Origin of the sequence: Frigoribacterium sp. Leaf186 (genome assembly GCF_001423905.1) — a bacterium.
Classification (GTDB): domain Bacteria; phylum Actinomycetota; class Actinomycetes; order Actinomycetales; family Microbacteriaceae; genus Frigoribacterium.
Genome location: NZ_LMPQ01000012.1, coordinates 522,750 through 538,877, shown reverse-complemented (window position 1 = coordinate 538,877; position 16,128 = coordinate 522,750). Strand labels below are relative to the sequence as shown.

Sequence of the window (16,128 nt, the reverse complement as noted above, 5' to 3'; positions counted from 1 at the left end):
CAATGCCAGGGTATAATTTGGCATTTGACAATGTGCACGCTGTTGAGTTCTCAAGGACCAAACGCACTCGAGACCCGGTCTTAGTAGACCTTCGCTCGAAGCTGCTGTGGAACCATATCATCCTGGTGGACCAAGTCAAACCGACTCGATTTCCGATCTTCAGGTTGTGAAGACCAGCGCCTGGCAGAACCAGAGGATGGATTTGAAACCCTACCACACGATTCTCGCGTCGTGAACGACGTGATCTCGGGGAGGATGTCACCACTTGAGGCCGGTGAGCTCCGGATCGGGACCATTTCTGGTCTCTGTCCTGGCCGCTCCGCCGCACCTTTGGGCTGACTCGGATTACTTTACACAGGGCTTCGGGCCCACCCCCAAATCTCCATGCATCCCGGGCGTGTCGTGATCGCGAGGCCCGGAAACACGGGGATGTGGTTGCTGCAGCTCTCCTCAGACGAGGAGAAGCCCGCACCTCGACGAGGAATGCGGGCTTCTCGACTGCTCGGTGCAGACGCGTGTCAGACCTGGACGGTCACGCCGGCCAACGTCTTCTTGCCTCGCCGCAGGACGACGACTCCCCCGTCGAGTTGCGAGTCGGCCACCAGGGCGTCGCCGTTCTCGGCCCTCGTGTTGTTCACGTAGACGCCGCCTTCGGCGGTGGCGCGGCGGGCCGCCCCCAGCGACGACACGAGACCTGTGTCGACGAGGGCCTGGGCGACGGTGGTCGACGCGTCGGCCGTCGCGGCCGGCAACTCGGCGATCGCGCTCCGCAGGGTCGATCCGTCGAGCTCGGCGAGATCGCCCTGACCGAAGAGGGCTGCGGCGGCGGCGATCGCGGAACGGGTGGCCGCGGCGCCGTGGACCAGGGACGTGACGTTCCAGGCCAACGCGCGCTGCGCCTCCCGACGGAAGGGTTCGTCGGCGACGGCCGTGGCGAGGCGTTCGATCTCGGCACGCGAGAGGAACGTGAACACCTTGAGGCGCGAGACGACGTCGGAGTCGTCGGTGTTGAGCCAGAACTGGTACAGGGCGTACGGGCTGGTCAGGTCGGCGTCGAGCCAGACCGCGTTGCCCTCGCTCTTGCCGAACTTGGTGCCGTCGGAGTTCGTGATGAGCGGCGTGCCGATCGCGTGCACCGAGACGCCCTCGGTCCGGCGGATCAGCTCGGTGCCGCTCGTGAGGTTGCCCCACTGGTCGCTGCCGCCGGTCTGCAGCACGCAGCCGTAGCTGCGGTACAGCTCGCGGAAGTCGAGCCCCTGCAGGATCTGGTAGCTGAACTCGGTGTAGCTGATGCCGGCGTCGGAGTTCAGGCGCGCTGCCACGGCGTCCTTCTTGAGCATCGTGTTGACGCGGAAGTTCTTGCCGATGTCGCGCAAGAACTCGATGGCGCTGAGCGGTGACGTCCAGTCGAGGTTGTTGACCACCCGGAGGCCGTTGTCGCCGTCGGGCGACAGGAACTTCTCGACGTGCACGCGGATGCGGTCGACCCACTCGGCGGTCTGCTCGGGCGTCTTGAGCACCCGCTCGGCGGTCGGTCGCGGATCACCGATCAGACCGGTCGAACCGCCCACGAGGCCGAGCGGCCGGTGCCCGGCGAGCTGCAGGCGGCGCATCGTGAGCAGCTGCACGAGGTTGCCGAGGTGCAGGCTCGGCGCCGTCGGGTCGAACCCGCAGTAGAACGTGATCGGCTCGCCCGCGAGCAGCGTCTTCAGTGCGTCGGCGTCGGTCGAGACGTGCACCAGGCCGCGCCAGTGCAACTCGTCCCACACGTCGTCGAACGACGGGTCGTTGCCCTGGGCGGCCAGCACGTCTGCGGTCGTTTCACTGGTCACCCGCGACACGCTACCAGCGGCCGCCGGCGCGCTCGTCACGCCCCACCGCGTCGGCGGGACACGGCTGCCCGGTAGGGCGAGACCGTCGGGTCGCCCTCCAGCGAGAACCGCCAGGGGAAGGCCTCGCCGCCCGCGTGACCCGACACACCGACGCGGGGGCCCGCGGCGACGGCGCCGACCGGTGCGGACGGGAGGCGCAACCGGAACCGCGCCTCCTGACCGGGGGCGTCGGCGACGAGGCGCGAGCCGTCGTCGCCGAGCTCGATGCCGAGGGCCGAACCGAGTCGACCGGGGCCTCGGGCGAGGTCGTCCGGGGTCCGCGACGTCGACCGACGGGACCGCGCCTCGTCGAGGCCGGCCACGACCTCGCCCGCCCTGAGCAGGACGCCCGATGCGTACCCCTCGGGGCCGCACACGATGTTGACGCACCGGTGGATGCCGTACGACAGGTACACGTAGAGCGTGCCGCCGGCGTCGAACATGCTGCCGTTCCGTGCCGAAGGGCCGCGGTGCGCGTGCGATCCGGGGTCCTGCCCTTGACCGTGGTACGCCTCGACCTCGGTCAGGCGCACCCCGACTCCCCCGGACCAGACGATCGAGCCGAGGAGGCGCGGTGCGACCTCCAGCGCCGGCTCGGCCAACAGCCTCGCGAGCGTGTCGTCGACGGACGTCGTGGTCACCGCCTCCTCGTGCCCACTCGGCTCGGACCCCCGGTGCCCACGCGGCTCAGAAGAGTCGCTGTCCGCTGGCGACCGCGATCACCACGACGGCCACGAGCACCGCCACGGCGAGGGCGACGACGACCGGCACGACCCAGGTGCGGGTCGGCCGGTCGTCGCCCGAGCCGGGGCGGCGAGGGCTCACGCCGCCACCGGGTCGAGGGCCTGGACGAGGTGGCGCATCTGCTCGGTGAGCTGCGCGAGTTGCTCGGCAACCCGTTCGGGAGCCGTGCCGCCCACGCCACGGCGACTCGCGATGGACCCCTCGACCGTCAGGACCGGTCGGATATCGGGGGTGAGATGCGGCGAGACGGCCCGGTACTGCTCGTCGGTGGGCTCGTGCAGCTCGAGGTCGTGCTGCTCGCAGAACCGCACCAGCTCACCACTGATCTCGTGCGCGTCACGGAAGGCGACTCCTTGACGGACGAGCCACTCGGCGACGTCGGTCGCGAGCGAGAAGCCCTGCGGCGCCAGCTCGGCCATGCGACCCTCGTCGAAGTCGAGCGTCGCCACCATGCCCGTGAAGGCCGGCAGCAGCACCTCGAGTTGGGTCACCGAGTCGAAGACCGGCTCTTTGTCTTCTTGCAGATCGCGGTTGTAGGCGAGCGGCAGGCCCTTGAGCGTGGCCAGCAGACCCGTCAGGTTGCCGATCAGGCGCCCGGACTTGCCCCGAGCCAACTCGGCGATGTCGGGGTTCTTCTTCTGCGGCATGATGCTCGACCCGGTCGAGAAGGCGTCGTGCAGCCGGACGAAGCCGAACTCGCGGGTGTTCCAGAGGATGATCTCTTCGGCGAGGCGCGAGAGGTCGATGCCGATCGACGCCGTGACGAAGGCGAACTCGGACACGACGTCTCGACTCGCCGTCGCGTCGATCGAGTTCTCGGTCGTGCGGTCGAAGCCGAGTTCGGTCGCCACCAGCAGCGGGTCGAGCCCCAGCGAACTGCCGGCGAGGGCACCCGCACCGTACGGCGAGGCACCGGCTCGACGCGACCAGTCGCGCAGGCGCTCGAGGTCGCGGACCAGGGGCCACGCGTGGGCCAGGAGGTGGTGAGCCAGCAGGACGGGCTGGGCGTGCTGGAGGTGCGTCCGACCGGGCATGACGGCCGTCGGGTGCGCGGTCGCCTGCCCCGCGACGGCGTCGACGAGGTCGACGACCTGCCGACCGATGACTCGGGCGTGGTCGCGCAGGTACAGGCGCACGAGCGTCGCGATCTGGTCGTTGCGGCTTCGACCGGCTCGCAGCTTGCCGCCGAGCTCGGGCCCGGCGATGCCGATGAGCCCCCGCTCGAGGGCGGAGTGCACGTCCTCGTCGGACTCGGCCGCGGTGAACGTGCCGTCGAGCACGTCGGACTCGAGGCGGTCGAGCGCCGACAGCATCGCCTCGAGCTCGGAGCCGTCGAGGTAACCCGCGGCCGAGAGGGCCCGGGCGTGTGCGCGCGACCCGGCGATGTCGTACGAGGCCAGCTGCCAGTCGAACTGCGTGGACTTGCTCAGCGCCGCGAGTTCGGCGGACGGCCCGGAGGCGAAGCGACCGCCCCAGAGGGCGCCCGCCTCGCCTGCGCGCTCGTTCTTGCCGGGCCCGTCGCCGAGCCCGCCCGCGTCGGTCACGCCCCGTGGGCCAGGTCGCGACGAGCCGAGATCTTGCTCGGCAGCGACCAGATCTCGATGAAGCCCTTCGACAGGGACTGGTCGAAGGTGTCCCCCGTGTCGTAGGTCGCGAGGTCGAAGTCGTAGAGGCTCGCGTCGCTCTTCTGGCCCGTGACGACGGCGCGACCGCCCTGCAGCTTGAGGCGGATCTCACCCGACACGTACTTCTGGGTGTCGTCGATGAAGACGTCGAGCGAGCGCTTGAGCCCCGAGAACCAGAGGCCGTCGTAGACGAGGTTCGACCACTCGGCCTCGACCCCGCGCTTGTAGCGACCCAGGTCGCGCTCGATGGTCAGGGCCTCGAGAGCCTCGTGTGCGGCGATCAGTGCCATCGCACCGGGGGCCTCGTAGACCTCGCGGCTCTTGATGCCGACCAGGCGGTCCTCGACGACGTCGATGCGGCCGACGCCGTGCTTGCCCGCGAGCTCGTTCATGCGCTCGACGATGCCGAGGGGGGTGAAGGCCACCCCGTCGATCGCGGTCGGGACGCCGGCCTCGAACGTGATGACGACCTCGTCGGCGTCCTTGAGGACGGCGGGGTCCTGCGTGTACTCGTAGAGGTCTTCGATCGGGGCGTTCCAGGGGTCCTCGAGGAACCCGGTCTCGACTGCGCGGCCCCAGACGTTCTTGTCGATCGAGTACGGGTTCTTGGCGCTCTGACGGATCGGCAGGGCGTGTTCTTCGGCGTACACGATCGCCTTGTCACGGGTGAGGGCCAGGTCGCGGACCGGGGCGATGCTCGTGAGGTCGGGTGCGAGGGCCGCGACGGCCGCCTCGAAGCGGACCTGGTCGTTGCCCTTGCCCGTGCAGCCGTGCGCGACACTGTTCGCGCCGAGCTCCTTCGCGACCGACGCCAGGTGGCGGGCGATCAACGGGCGGCTCAGGGCCGAGACCAGCGGGTAGGTCTTCTGGTACAGCGCGTTGGCCTTGAGGGCCGGCATCAGGTAGTCGGTGCCGAACTCCTCCTTGGCGTCGACGACGACGGACTCGACGGCGCCGCAGTCGAGCGCGCGCTGGCGGATGTCTTCCATGTCCTCACCGCCCTGTCCGACGTCGACGGCGAGGGCGACCACCTCCTTGCCGGTGGCGTCGGCCAACCAGCCGATGCCGACCGAGGTGTCGAGGCCTCCTGAGTATGCGAGGACGACGCGTTCCGCCATGGTTCTCCTTGTGTGGTGTGGGTGTGTCTACGTGGGTGAGGTGGTGGGGGTGCTCAGCGGGCCAGCAGCCAGGTGAGCAGCGCCTTCTGGGCGTGCAGCCGGTTCTCGGCCTCGTCCCAGATGACGCTGGTCGGGCCGTCGATGACGTCGGCCGTGACCTCGTACCCGCGGTCGGCGGGGAGGCAGTGCAAGAAGATCGCGTCGGCGTCGGCCCGGGCCATCAACGCCTGGTCGACCTTGAACGACCCGAAGACGGCGACTCGTTCGTCCTTCTCGTCTTCTTTGCCCATCGAGACCCAGGTGTCGGTCACGACGACGTCGACGCCGTCGACCGCCTCGACCGCATCGGTCGTGACGAGCACCGAGCCGCCCGTCCGGGCAGCGATCGCCTCGGCGTCGGCCACGACGGTCGGGTCGGGCAGGAAGCCCTCTGGTGCACCGATGCGGACGTGCATGCCCGCGGTCGCACCGGCGAGCAGGTACGACTGGCCCATGTTGCAGCGGCCGTCGCCGACGAAGGCCACCGACAGCCCGGCGAGCGTCCCCTTCTTCTCACGGATGGTCTGCAGGTCGGCCAGCAGCTGGCAGGGGTGGAAGTCGTCGCTCAGGGCGTTGACGACGGGGACGGTCGTGCCCGCCGCCATCTCTTCGAGGCCGGACTGCGCGTAGGTGCGCCAGACGATGGCGGACACCATGCGCTCGAGCACGCGGGCCGTGTCGGACGGCGTCTCCTTGCCACCGAGCTGGCTGTTCGCCGTGGCGATGATGAGCGGACTGCCGCCGAGGTCGGCGATGCCGACGGCGAACGACACCCGGGTGCGCGTCGACGACTTGTCGAAGATGACGGCGACGGTCTGCGGGCCGGCCAGCGGGCGCTGCGACCAGCGGTCGCGCTTGAGCTCGTCGGCGAGGTCGAGGATCTCGAGCTGCTCGGCGGTCGTCAGGTCGTCGTCCCGGAGGAAGTGGCGGGTCATTCGAGGCCTTTCAGGACGGTGGTCATGATCTGGGTGAACTCGGCGATCTCGTCGTCGCCGACGATGAGCGGAGGCGCGAGACGGATGCTCGAGTCGTTCGGTGCGTTGACGATCAGGCCGGCCTCGAGGGCGTCGGCCGCGATCCGTGCCGCCACGGGCTGGGTCAGGCCCAGGCCGATCAGGAGTCCGGCGCCCCGGATCTCGCCGACGAGCGGCGAACCGATCGCCTTGACGGCCGCCCGGAGCTGGTCGCCCCGGACGATCGCGTTGAGCACGAGCTGGCTCGCCTCGATCTCACCGAGCACGGCGTTCGCGGCGGCCGTGGCGAGCGGGTTGCCGCCGAAGGTGCTGCCGTGCTGCCCGGCCTCGAACAGGTCGGACGCGTCGCCGAAGGTGATGAGCGCACCGATCGGGACTCCCCCGGCGATGCCCTTGGCCACCGTGATGGCGTCGGGCACGAGATCGTGCTGCTGGAAGGCGAACCACGAGCCGGTCCGCCCGATGCCGGTCTGGATCTCGTCGAGGATCAGCAGGGCGCCGTGTCGGGTGGTCAGTTCTCGGGCCCGCTCGAGGTAGCCGTCGGGCAGGTCGACGACGCCGGCCTCGCCCTTGATCGGCTCGACGAACAGTGCCGCGACCGTGTCGTCGAGGGCGGCTTCGAGGGCCTCGATCGTCGTGTCGATGTGCTCCACGCCGGGCATCATCGGCTCGAAGGGCTCCCGCAGCGCGGGTTTGCCGGTCAACGCGAGCGAGCCCATCGTGCGGCCGTGGAACGAGTTCTGCAGGGCGAGGATGCGCGTGCGCGAACCGTCGCCTCGGTTGAGGCGGGCCAGCTTGACCGCGGCCTCGTTGGCCTCGGCCCCGCTGTTGCCGAAGTAGACGCGCCCCCGCTCGCCGGCGCCGCTGATGCGGGTCAACCGTTCGGCGAGCTCGACCTGCGGTGCCGTCGCGAAGTAGTTGGAGACGTGGATCAACTTGCTCGCCTGCTCGGTGAGCGCCTCGACGAGCACCGGGTGGGCGTGCCCGAGGGCGTTGACCGCGATGCCGGCCAGGAAGTCGAGGTAGCGCTTGCCGTCGACGTCCCACACCTGGCAGCCCTCGCCCCGGTCGAGCATCACCTTCGGCGTGGACAGCGAGCGCATCATCGAGTCGCCGAATCGGCGCTGCCAGGTACCGCCTTGGGTCTGGATCATGGTCACGACTGTCCTTTCGTGTCGGTGCCGCTCGCGGCAGGGCCGCCCGGGGTGGAGCCCCGGGTGGTGACGGGCTCGCCGGCGGGGGTGCCGAACGAGGTGACGACGGGCGCGCCGGTCGAGGCCGCCCTGTCGTCGGGGACCACCTCGGTGCCCGACCCGCGCTGGGTGAACACCTCGAGGAGGATCGAGTGCGGGATGCGACCGTCGATGATGGTCGCCCCACCCACGCCGCCGACGACCGAGTCGAGGCAGGCGCGCATCTTGGGGATCATGCCCGACTCGAGGGTCGGTAGCATGTCGGTCAGGGCCGAGACCGTGATGGCCTCGACGAGCGAGTCGCGGTTCGGCCAGTCGGCGTAGAGCCCGGCGACGTCGGTCAGCACGACGAGCTTGGCCGCGCCGAGGGCGATGGCCAGCGCCCCCGCTGCGGCGTCGGCGTTGACGTTCAGGGCGTGCTCGGGATCGACCCGGTTGGTCGCGATCGACGAGACGACGGGGATGCGCCCCGCGGCGATCTCGGCCAGCACCGACGAGGGGTCGACGCGCGTGACGTCGCCCACGTGGCCCAGGTCGAAGGTCTCACCGTCGACGACGACGCCGCGCTTGCGGCCCTCGAACAACGTCGAGCCCTCACCCGAGACACCGCGGGCCAGGTCACCGTGCTCGTTGATGAGCTCGACGATCTCGCGGTTCACCTCGCCGGCCAGGACGTCGCGGACGACCGAGATCGCCTCGGTCGAGGTGTACCGGTAGCCGCCCCGGAACTCGCTCTCGATGCCCGCCGCGTCGAGCGCCGCCGAGATCTGCGGCCCCCCGCCGTGCACGACCACGGGGTGCAGCCCCGCGTAGCGGAGGTAGACCATGTCTTCGGCGAACGCCTGCTTGAGCGCGTCGTCGACCATGGCGTTGCCGCCGAACTTGACGACGACCACCTTGCCCGAGAACCGCTTCAGCCAGGGCAGGGACTCGATCAACGTCGAGGCCTTGACCGCGGCCAGCTCTTGCTCGTCGGCAGCCGTGGCGCCGGTGTTCGTGTGGACGCCCATCAGCTGGAGTACGCGCTGTTCTCGTGCACGTAGTCGTGCGTGAGGTCGTTCGTCAGGATGGTCGCCTCGACGGGGCCCGTCTTGAGGTCGACGAGGACGTGGACCGCGCGCGGGATCAGGTCGACCTCGTCGCTCGGCCGGTCGGGGGCACCGGCGTGGCACACCCGGACGCCGTTGATGGTCACGTCGACGTCGTAGGGGTCGAACTCGGCCGAGGTGGTGCCTATGGCCGCGAGCACCCGTCCCCAGTTGGGGTCGTTGCCGAAGACGGCCGCCTTGAACAGGGCGTTGCGCGCGATCGACCGACCGACCTCGACGGCGTCGTCGTCGCTGGCCGCCCCCACGATCTCGATGCGGATGTCGTGCGAGGCGCCCTCGGCGTCGGCCTGCAGCTGCTCGGCGAGGTCGGCGCAGAGCGCCGTGACCGCCGCGGCGAAGTCGCCGGCAGGAGGCGCGACCCCGGACTCGGCGCTGGCCAGCAACACGACGGTGTCGTTCGTCGACATGCACCCGTCGGAGTCGAGACGGTCGAAGGTCACCCGGGTCGCCTCGCGGAGGGCGGAGTCGAGCCCGGCCGCGTCGACGTCGGCGTCGGTCGTGAGCACGACGAGCATCGTGGCGAGGCCGGGGGCGAGCATGCCCGCACCCTTCGCCATGCCGCCGACCACCCAGCCGTCGCCCGTCACGACCGCCTGCTTGGGCTTGGTGTCGGTCGTCATGATGGCCGTCGCGGCCTCGAGGCCGCCGTCGGCCGACAGTGCCGCGGCTGCCGCGGTGGACCCGGCCAGCACCTTGTCGCGGAAGGTCTGGTCACCGACTCCGATGAGACCCGTGGAACAGACGAGGACGTCCGTCGCCGACACGTCGAGGGCCGTGGCCACGGTCTCGGCCGTGGAGTGGGTCGTCTGGAAGCCGAAGGCTCCGGTGAAACAGTTCGCGCCTCCTGAGTTGAGGACGACGGCGTCGACGCGCCCGTCGGCGACCACCTGCTGCGACCAGAGGACGGGGTTGGCCTTCGCCCGGTTGCTCGTGAAGACGGCCGCGGCCGCCGTGCTGCGGCCGCGGTTGACGACCAGCGCGACGTCGGGGGCACCGGTGCTCTTCAGGCCGGCGACGACGCCGGCGGCCTCGAAGCCGGCTGCTGCGGTGACGCTCACGGGGCGACTCCGTTCTGGCCGAGGCCGGTGGTCTCGGGCAGGCCGAGGGCGATGTTGGCGGACTGGATCGCGGCGCCCGCGGTGCCCTTGACGAGGTTGTCGATGGCGCTCACGACGACGACGCGGTCGGCCGCCTCGTCGACGGCGAGCCCGATGAGCGCCGTGTTGGCACCGAGGGTGTCGGCGGTGCGGGGGAACTCGCCCTCGGGCAGGAGGTGCACGAACGGCTCGTTCGCGTAGGCCTGCTGCCAGGCGGACCTCACGTCGTGGGCCGAGACGCCCGGGGCGAGACGGGCGGTCGTCGTGGCGAGGATGCCCCGCGACATCGGGACGAGCACGGGGGTGAACGACACGTTCACCTCGGTCGCTCCGGCGACACGGAGGTTCTGCTGGATCTCGGGGACGTGCCGGTGGCTGCCGCCCACGCCGTAGGCGGACGCCGAGCCCATCAGCTCACTCGCCAGCAGGTGCGTCTTCAACGCCTTGCCCGCTCCGGACGGGCCGACGGCGAGCACGGTCACGATGTCGGCGGTCTCGACGACGCCGGCCTGGACGCCGGGCGCGAGCCCCAGGGTGACGGCCGTGACGTTGCAGCCGGGCACCGCGATGCGCTTGGTGCCGACCAGGACGTCACGCTGGCGGCCCGGGGTGTCGCCGAGGACGAGCTCGGGCAGGCCGTACGACCAGGCGCCGTAGAACTCGCCGCCGTAGAACGCCTGCCAAGCCGACTCGTCGGTCAGGCGGTGGTCGGCACCGCAGTCGACGACGAGCGTGTCGTCGGACAACTGCGCGGTGATCGCCCCGGACTTGCCGTGGGGCAACGCGAGGAACACGACGTCGTGGCCCGCGAGGGCCTCGGGCGTCGTCTCGACCAGGGTCAGGTGCGCGAGGGAGCGCAGGTGCGGCTGCACCGAGAGGAGTCGCTGACCGGCGTTCTGGAACGCCGTGACGGTCTGCACCTCGAAGTCGGGATGCTCGGCCAGCAAGCGCAACAGCTCACCACCGGCGTAACCACTCGCGCCGGCCACGGCAACGGAGAAAGGCATGCGTCCACCCTAATGTTCGAATCGGCCTGGGATCAGGGGCGGCGGCGCCGGGCGAGTGTCAGTCGCGGAGCGCCGCCCCGAATCGCTCGCCGGCCAGGCGGACGGAGCCGGACTTGGCCTCGGAGGCCTCGGCCGCGGTCAAGGTGCGGTCGTCGGCCCGGAAGCGGAGGGCGAAGGTGAGCGACTTCGACGCGTCGGGCAGCCCGGCACCTCGGTAGTCGTCGACCAGCCGTGCGCTCTCGAGCAGCGGGCCGGCGCCCTCGCGCACCGTGGCGAGGACGTCGCCCGCCGGGACGTCGACGGCCACGACGAGCGAGAGGTCTTGCGTCGCCGCGGGGTACGACGACAGGGCGGAGGTGGCCGGTTCGACCGCGGCGAGGGCGAGCAGCCGGTCGAGGTCGAGCTCGGCCACGGCCACGACGCGGGGCAGGTCGAGGTCGGCCGCGACGCTCGGCAGCAGTTCGCCGGCGATGCCCACGACCTCGTCACCCACCAGGACCTCGGCCGTGCGGCCGGGGTGCAGCGAGACGTGTCGGGCCTGCCGGAACGAGACCTCGGCGGCGACCGACGACGCGGCGACGCGGACGGCGTCGAGGACGTCGGCGAGCGAGGCCGCGACGGCCGGCTGGCCCGGTGCGCGGTCGACCACCGTGCCCACAGCGAGGAGACCGAGGTGTCGCGGCTGGGGAGGCAGGGCCTCGGCGAGGGCGACCAGCGTGGCGTCGTCGGGACGAGCGGCCCCGAACGGCACCTCGTCGCTGCCGTAGGTGACGCCCTCGGACGGCAGGAAGACGGTGCCCACCTCGAACAGGGAGAGGTCGACCAGGCCGCGCCCGACGTTGCGGCGCGCGATGTCGAGCAGGCCGGGCACGAGCGAGCGGCGCAACTCGGGCGCCGCCGAGTCGAGCGGGTTCGCGAGTCGGACGGCAGGCGACGCCGTGCCGTCGGTCGAACCGAAGGAGGCGTTCTGGGCCGCCGAGACGAACGGGTACGCGGCGACCTCGGTGGAGCCGGATGCGGCGAGGCCGTTCGACACCTGTCGACGCAACTGCTGGTCACGGCTGAGGCCGCGCCCGGCGGGAGCGACGGGCAGCACGGAGGGGATGCGGTCGTAGCCCGTGATGCGGGCGACCTCTTCGACGAGCGACGCCGAGTCGACGAGGTCGGTGCGCCAGGTCGGCGGGGTGACGAGCCAGTCGTCGCCGGCACGCTCGACGCGCGCACCGATCGCCGTCAGGGCCTCGGACACCTCGTCGTCGGTGTAGTCGACGCCCATCAGGCTCGCGGCCCGACCGACCGGCAGGGTGATCGTCTCGGGCGTCGTCGACGCGTCCCACCGGGACCCGAGCGTGTCGGCGGTGCCGCCGGCGAGCTCGACGAGCAGGTCGACGACACGCTGGGCGGCCGCCTCGGCGACCTGGGGGTCGACACCGCGCTCGAAGCGCTTTGACGCCTCGCTGGGCAGTTTGTGCCGGCGGGCCGTCCGAGCGATCGAGGTCGGGTCGAAGGTCGCGGCCTCGATCAGGACGTCGGTCGTGCTCGCGCCGATCTCGGTCGAGGCTCCGCCCATGACGCCGGCGAGGCCTATGGCGCCGGACTCGTCGGCGATCACGAGGTCGTCGGCGTGGAGGTCGCGCACCTGGCCGTCGAGCGTCTCGAGGCGTTCGCCGGGTGCCGCCCGGCGGACCGACAGCCCCCCGCTGACCTTGTCGAGGTCGTAGCCGTGGATCGGCTGCCCGAGCTCGAACATGACGTAGTTGGTCACGTCGACCGGCAACGAGATGCTGCGGACGCCCGCCAGCCGCAAGCGCGAGGCCAGCCAGGGCGGCGTCGGGCGGGTCGCGTCGATGCCGCGGACCACCTTGGTGGTGAAGGTCTGGACGCCCACGCGGTCTCGCACGGGCGACTGGTCGTCGACGACGACCGAGAAGCCCTCGGACGGGGTCGGCGACACCAGGGACGCCGGGTCGCGGAAGCTCGCCCCGGTCGCGTGCGAGTACTCGCGGGCCACCCCGCGGATGCTGAAGGCGTAGCCGCGGTCGGGCGTGACGTTGATCTCGACCGCCGCCTCGTCGAGGCCGAGCAGGGCGATCGCGTCGGTGCCGACCTCGGGGTCGAGGCCGAGCGACGACAGCACGAGGATGCCGTCGTGCTCGTCGCCGAGGCCGAGCTCGCGGGTCGAGGCGATCATGCCGTCGGACACGTGCCCGTAGGTCTTGCGGGCCGCGATCGGGAAGGGCCCGGGCAGCACGGCACCGGGCAGCGACACGACCACCTTGTCGCCGACCACGAAGTTGTGGGCGCCGCAGACGATGCCGCGGACGTCGTCGGGGTCGTTCGCCGCGTCGGGACCGACGGCGACCTGACACCAGTTGATGGTCTTGCCGTTCTTCTGTGGCTCGGGCGTGAACTCGAGGACCTGCCCGACCACGAGCGGCCCGGTCACGTCGCCGACGTGCACGTCTTCTTCTTCGAAGCCCACCGACACGAGGGCGGCGTGGACGCTCTCGAGCGAGATGTCACCCGGCAGGTCGACGAACTCGCCCAGCCAACTCAGCGGAACCCGCATCAGACCACCATCCCGAACTGCTCGCTGAACCTGACGTCGCCCTCGACCATGTCGCGCATGTCGTTGAGGTCGTTGCGGAACTGGAGCGTGCGCTCGATGCCCATGCCGAAGGCGAAACCCTGGTAGCGCTCGGGGTCGATGCCCGCCGCGCGCAGCACGTTCGGGTTCACCATGCCGCAGCCGCCCCACTCGACCCACCGCGCGCCACCCTTGGCGTTCGGCTGCCAGACGTCCATCTCGGCGCTGGGCTCGGTGAAGGGGAAGTAGTTGGGGCGCAGGCGGATCTGCGCCTCGGCGCCGAACATCGACCGCGCGAGGTGCTCGAGCGTGCCGCGCAGGTGGGCCATCGTCAGCCCCTCGTCGACGGCGATGCCCTCGAGCTGGGTGAAGACGGGCGTGTGCGTCGCGTCGAGCTCGTCGGTGCGGAACACCCGGCCGAGCGCGACGTTGTAGACCGGCAGCTCTTTCGACAGGAGGGTGCGGATCTGGACGGGCGACGTGTGCGTCCGCAGGACGAGGTGACGATCGACGGGGTCGACGAAGAAGGTGTCTTGCATGGCTCGCGCCGGGTGGTCGGCGTCGAAGTTCAGGGCGTCGAAGTTGAACCACTCGTGTTCGAGCTCAGGCCCCTCGTTGACCTCCCACCCCATGCCGACGAAGAGATCGGCCATGCGCTCTTGCAGCAGCGTCAGGGGGTGCCGGGCCCCGGCGCGACGACGCGACGGCAGGGCCGTGACGTCGACGGTCTCGGCCTCGAGCCGGGCGTTCTCCTCGACGACGGCCAGCTCGGCCTCACGCGTGGCGACGGCCTGGCCGACGCGACCGCGGGCCTGGCCGACGAGCTTGCCCGCCGCGGCCTTCTGGTCGTTCGGCAGGTCGCGCAGACCGGCGTTCAGGCGTGCCAGCACCGAGGCCTCGCCGACGTGATGCGCACGCGCGGTCTTGAGCTCGGCGACGGTGGCGGCCGTGGCGATCGCCGCGAGGGCGGCGTCGACGGCCGACGCGACGGCGTCTTCGGAGAGGGGGACGGAGTCTGACACGAGAACCAAGCTTAGCGATCTTGCGGAGGCGACCCGCGCCTCCTGGTCGGGGACGACGAGGAGGCGCGGGCTGGGGACGAGGCGACGGGCCGGGTCAGGTCGCGCGGCCCGACACGTGGTCGGACTCGTACCGGCCACCGCGGGCGGACATGCCGGGGTCCTTCGGGGTGCCCGGGCGCTTCGCGACGACGGCGCGACGACCCGTGCGTCGGTCGACGACGCGGACGACCCACGAGAGCAGGAGGTTCGTCGCGAGGTAGACGACCAGCACGACGGCGAAGAGCGTGAAGGTGTACCGGCTGCCGTAGTACGACCCCAGCTGGTTGAGACCGACCCGGGTGAGCTCGAGGTAGCCCACGATGTAGCCGAGCGACGTGTCCTTCAGCAGGACGACGAGCTGGGCCAGGATGATCGGCAACATCTGACGGAACGCCTGCGGGAACTCGATCGCGAACCTCGTGCGGATCGGCGTCAGCCCGATGGCGAGGCCCGCCTCGCGCTGCCCCTTCGGCAGCGACGCGATGCCCGCCCGCAGGGCCTCGCCGATGAGCGCACCGTTGTAGACCGCCAGGGCGGCGACGACCGCCCAGAACGCCCCGGTCGAGAAGACCAGCAGGATGAACAGCATCATCAGCAGGACGGGCATGCCCCGGAAGAACTCGAGGACGATCGTCGTGGGCACGCGGACCAGCGGCGAACGGGCCGTCCGGAGGAACGAGAACAGGACGCCGATCACGACGGCCAGCACCGAGGCGAGGGCGGCCGCCTGGACGGTGCCGAGCCACCCGCGGCCGATGGCACGCCACAGGGCCAGGTCTTGGAGGATGTCCCAGCGGGAGGCGTCGAAGACGCCCGGCGTCTCGGCACCGTTCGCGCTGATGCGCGGGCGTGCGAGGAGGTACGCGACGTAGGCGACCAGCGCCAGGACGAGCACGACGCCGACCACCGAGATGATCCGTGACGTGCGGCGGGCCTTGGGGCCGGGGGCGTCGTAGAGGACGGAGGTGCTCATCGGAGGACTGCGACCTTCTTCTCGACCACGGCGGCGAGGCGGCCGAGCGTGATGGTGACGAGCAGGTAGAAGAACGCCACGGCGAGCAGCGTCGTGATGACGGCGTCACCGCGGTCGTTCGCGATGTACCGGCCGGCGGCGAAGAGCTCGCCGACGAAGAAGCCACCCGCGACCGAGGTGTTCTTCGTCAGGGCGATGAAGACGTTGATGAGCGGCGGCACGACCATGCGCATGGCCTGCGGCAGGACGACGTGACCGAGCGTCTGACCGAAGCCGAGGCCGATGCTGCGGGCCGCCTCGGCCTGCCCGACGGGCACGCCGTTGATGCCCGAGCGGATCGCCTCGGCGACGAACGGCGACGTGTAGGCCGTCAGGCCGACCACCGCCAGCGGGAAGTACGTGCCGAAGTCGACGCCGAGGTAGGGCAGGACGAACGCACAGAAGAAGAGCACGAGCGTCAGCGGGATGTTGCGCAGCGCCTCGGTGTAGACCGTGGCGAAGGTGCGGAACGAGGCCACGGGCGAGATGCGTAACGCGGCCACGAAGAAGCCGATCACGAGGGCCCCGAGGCCCGAGAGAACCAGCAGCTGCAGCGTCGTGACGAAGCCGCCCCAGAAACGGGGCCAGTTGTCGGTCACGGCGTCGAAGCCGGGGATGACGTCCAAGGGGTTCAACGGGGTCCTTCGGTCAGGGCTCGTGCTGCGGGCACCCGGGGCAGGACGCCCCGGGT

14 protein-coding genes are annotated in these 16,128 nt (G+C 70.8%); all 14 read right to left on the bottom strand.

The window, feature by feature from the left end:
• Positions 1 to 518: 518 nt before the first annotated feature.
• On the bottom strand, positions 519 to 1,832 hold the full coding sequence (gene tyrS, locus ASG05_RS15615) for a tyrosine--tRNA ligase (RefSeq protein WP_235491544.1): 1,314 nt from the start codon (positions 1,830 to 1,832) through the stop codon (positions 519 to 521).
• A 35-nt stretch (positions 1,833 to 1,867) separates the two neighbouring features.
• Positions 1,868 to 2,512: a DNA-3-methyladenine glycosylase gene (locus tag ASG05_RS15610; protein ID WP_056262934.1), complete on the bottom strand. Its 645-nt coding sequence runs from the start codon at positions 2,510 to 2,512 to the stop codon at positions 1,868 to 1,870.
• 46 nt (positions 2,513 to 2,558) lie between these two features.
• Positions 2,559 to 2,696 carry a hypothetical protein gene (locus tag ASG05_RS16760; RefSeq protein WP_200936901.1) on the bottom strand — a complete coding sequence of 46 codons (138 nt, stop codon included), beginning with the start codon at positions 2,694 to 2,696 and terminating at the stop codon, positions 2,559 to 2,561.
• Positions 2,693 to 4,159, bottom strand: coding sequence for an argininosuccinate lyase (gene argH / locus ASG05_RS15605; RefSeq protein ID WP_056262931.1), 1,467 nt, complete (start codon positions 4,157 to 4,159; stop codon positions 2,693 to 2,695). The genes ASG05_RS16760 and argH overlap by 4 nt, the downstream gene beginning before the upstream one ends.
• The gene (locus ASG05_RS15600) at positions 4,156 to 5,358 is read right to left on the bottom strand and encodes an argininosuccinate synthase (protein ID WP_056262928.1); all 1,203 of its coding nucleotides are present in this window, start codon (positions 5,356 to 5,358) and stop codon (positions 4,156 to 4,158) included. The genes argH and ASG05_RS15600 overlap by 4 nt, the downstream gene beginning before the upstream one ends.
• Before the next feature lie 53 nt (positions 5,359 to 5,411).
• Positions 5,412 to 6,332, bottom strand: a complete 921-nt coding sequence (gene argF / locus ASG05_RS15595; RefSeq protein WP_056262925.1) for an ornithine carbamoyltransferase — start codon at positions 6,330 to 6,332, stop codon at positions 5,412 to 5,414.
• A complete protein-coding gene (locus ASG05_RS15590; protein ID WP_056262922.1) occupies positions 6,329 to 7,525 on the bottom strand; it encodes an acetylornithine transaminase in 1,197 nt (398 codons plus the stop codon). Before ASG05_RS15590 ends, argF begins: the two co-directional genes overlap by 4 nt.
• Positions 7,526 to 7,527: 2 nt before the next feature.
• A complete protein-coding gene (argB, locus tag ASG05_RS15585) occupies positions 7,528 to 8,574 on the bottom strand; it encodes an acetylglutamate kinase (protein WP_082486866.1) in 1,047 nt (348 codons plus the stop codon).
• The gene (argJ, locus tag ASG05_RS15580; protein WP_056262920.1) at positions 8,574 to 9,731 is read right to left on the bottom strand and encodes a bifunctional glutamate N-acetyltransferase/amino-acid acetyltransferase ArgJ; all 1,158 of its coding nucleotides are present in this window, start codon (positions 9,729 to 9,731) and stop codon (positions 8,574 to 8,576) included. Before argJ ends, argB begins: the two co-directional genes overlap by 1 nt.
• Complete coding sequence (gene argC, locus ASG05_RS15575) at positions 9,728 to 10,777, bottom strand: N-acetyl-gamma-glutamyl-phosphate reductase (protein WP_056262918.1); 1,050 nt, start codon at positions 10,775 to 10,777, stop codon at positions 9,728 to 9,730. The genes argJ and argC overlap by 4 nt, the downstream gene beginning before the upstream one ends.
• Before the next feature lie 58 nt (positions 10,778 to 10,835).
• Positions 10,836 to 13,346 (bottom strand): phenylalanine--tRNA ligase subunit beta, encoded by a 2,511-nt coding sequence (pheT, locus tag ASG05_RS15570; protein WP_056262916.1) that lies wholly within the window; start codon positions 13,344 to 13,346, stop codon positions 10,836 to 10,838.
• Positions 13,346 to 14,386 (bottom strand): phenylalanine--tRNA ligase subunit alpha, encoded by a 1,041-nt coding sequence (gene pheS, locus ASG05_RS15565; RefSeq protein WP_056262915.1) that lies wholly within the window; start codon positions 14,384 to 14,386, stop codon positions 13,346 to 13,348. Before pheS ends, pheT begins: the two co-directional genes overlap by 1 nt.
• 94 nt (positions 14,387 to 14,480) lie before the next feature.
• Positions 14,481 to 15,398: an amino acid ABC transporter permease gene (locus tag ASG05_RS15560; RefSeq protein WP_056262912.1), complete on the bottom strand. Its 918-nt coding sequence runs from the start codon at positions 15,396 to 15,398 to the stop codon at positions 14,481 to 14,483.
• Entirely contained in the window at positions 15,395 to 16,063 is a 669-nt protein-coding gene (locus ASG05_RS15555) for an amino acid ABC transporter permease (RefSeq protein WP_056262910.1), read from the bottom strand. Before ASG05_RS15555 ends, ASG05_RS15560 begins: the two co-directional genes overlap by 4 nt.
• Positions 16,064 to 16,128 lie beyond the last annotated feature (65 nt).

Bases quoted from the DNA above. Each gene is read 5' to 3' on its own strand.
- ASG05_RS15600 (WP_056262928.1), bottom strand. From the start codon at position 5,358: ATGGCGGAACGCGTCGTCCTCGCATACTCAGGAGGCCTCGACACCTCG.
- argF (WP_056262925.1), bottom strand. From the start codon at position 6,332: ATGACCCGCCACTTCCTCCGGGACGACGACCTGACGACCGCCGAGCAG.
- ASG05_RS15590 (WP_056262922.1), bottom strand. From the start codon at position 7,525: ATGATCCAGACCCAAGGCGGTACCTGGCAGCGCCGATTCGGCGACTCG.
- argB (WP_082486866.1), bottom strand. From the start codon at position 8,574: ATGGGCGTCCACACGAACACCGGCGCCACGGCTGCCGACGAGCAAGAG.
- argC (WP_056262918.1), bottom strand. From the start codon at position 10,777: ATGCCTTTCTCCGTTGCCGTGGCCGGCGCGAGTGGTTACGCCGGTGGT.
- pheT (WP_056262916.1), bottom strand. From the start codon at position 13,346: ATGCGGGTTCCGCTGAGTTGGCTGGGCGAGTTCGTCGACCTGCCGGGT.
- ASG05_RS15560 (WP_056262912.1), bottom strand. From the start codon at position 15,398: ATGAGCACCTCCGTCCTCTACGACGCCCCCGGCCCCAAGGCCCGCCGC.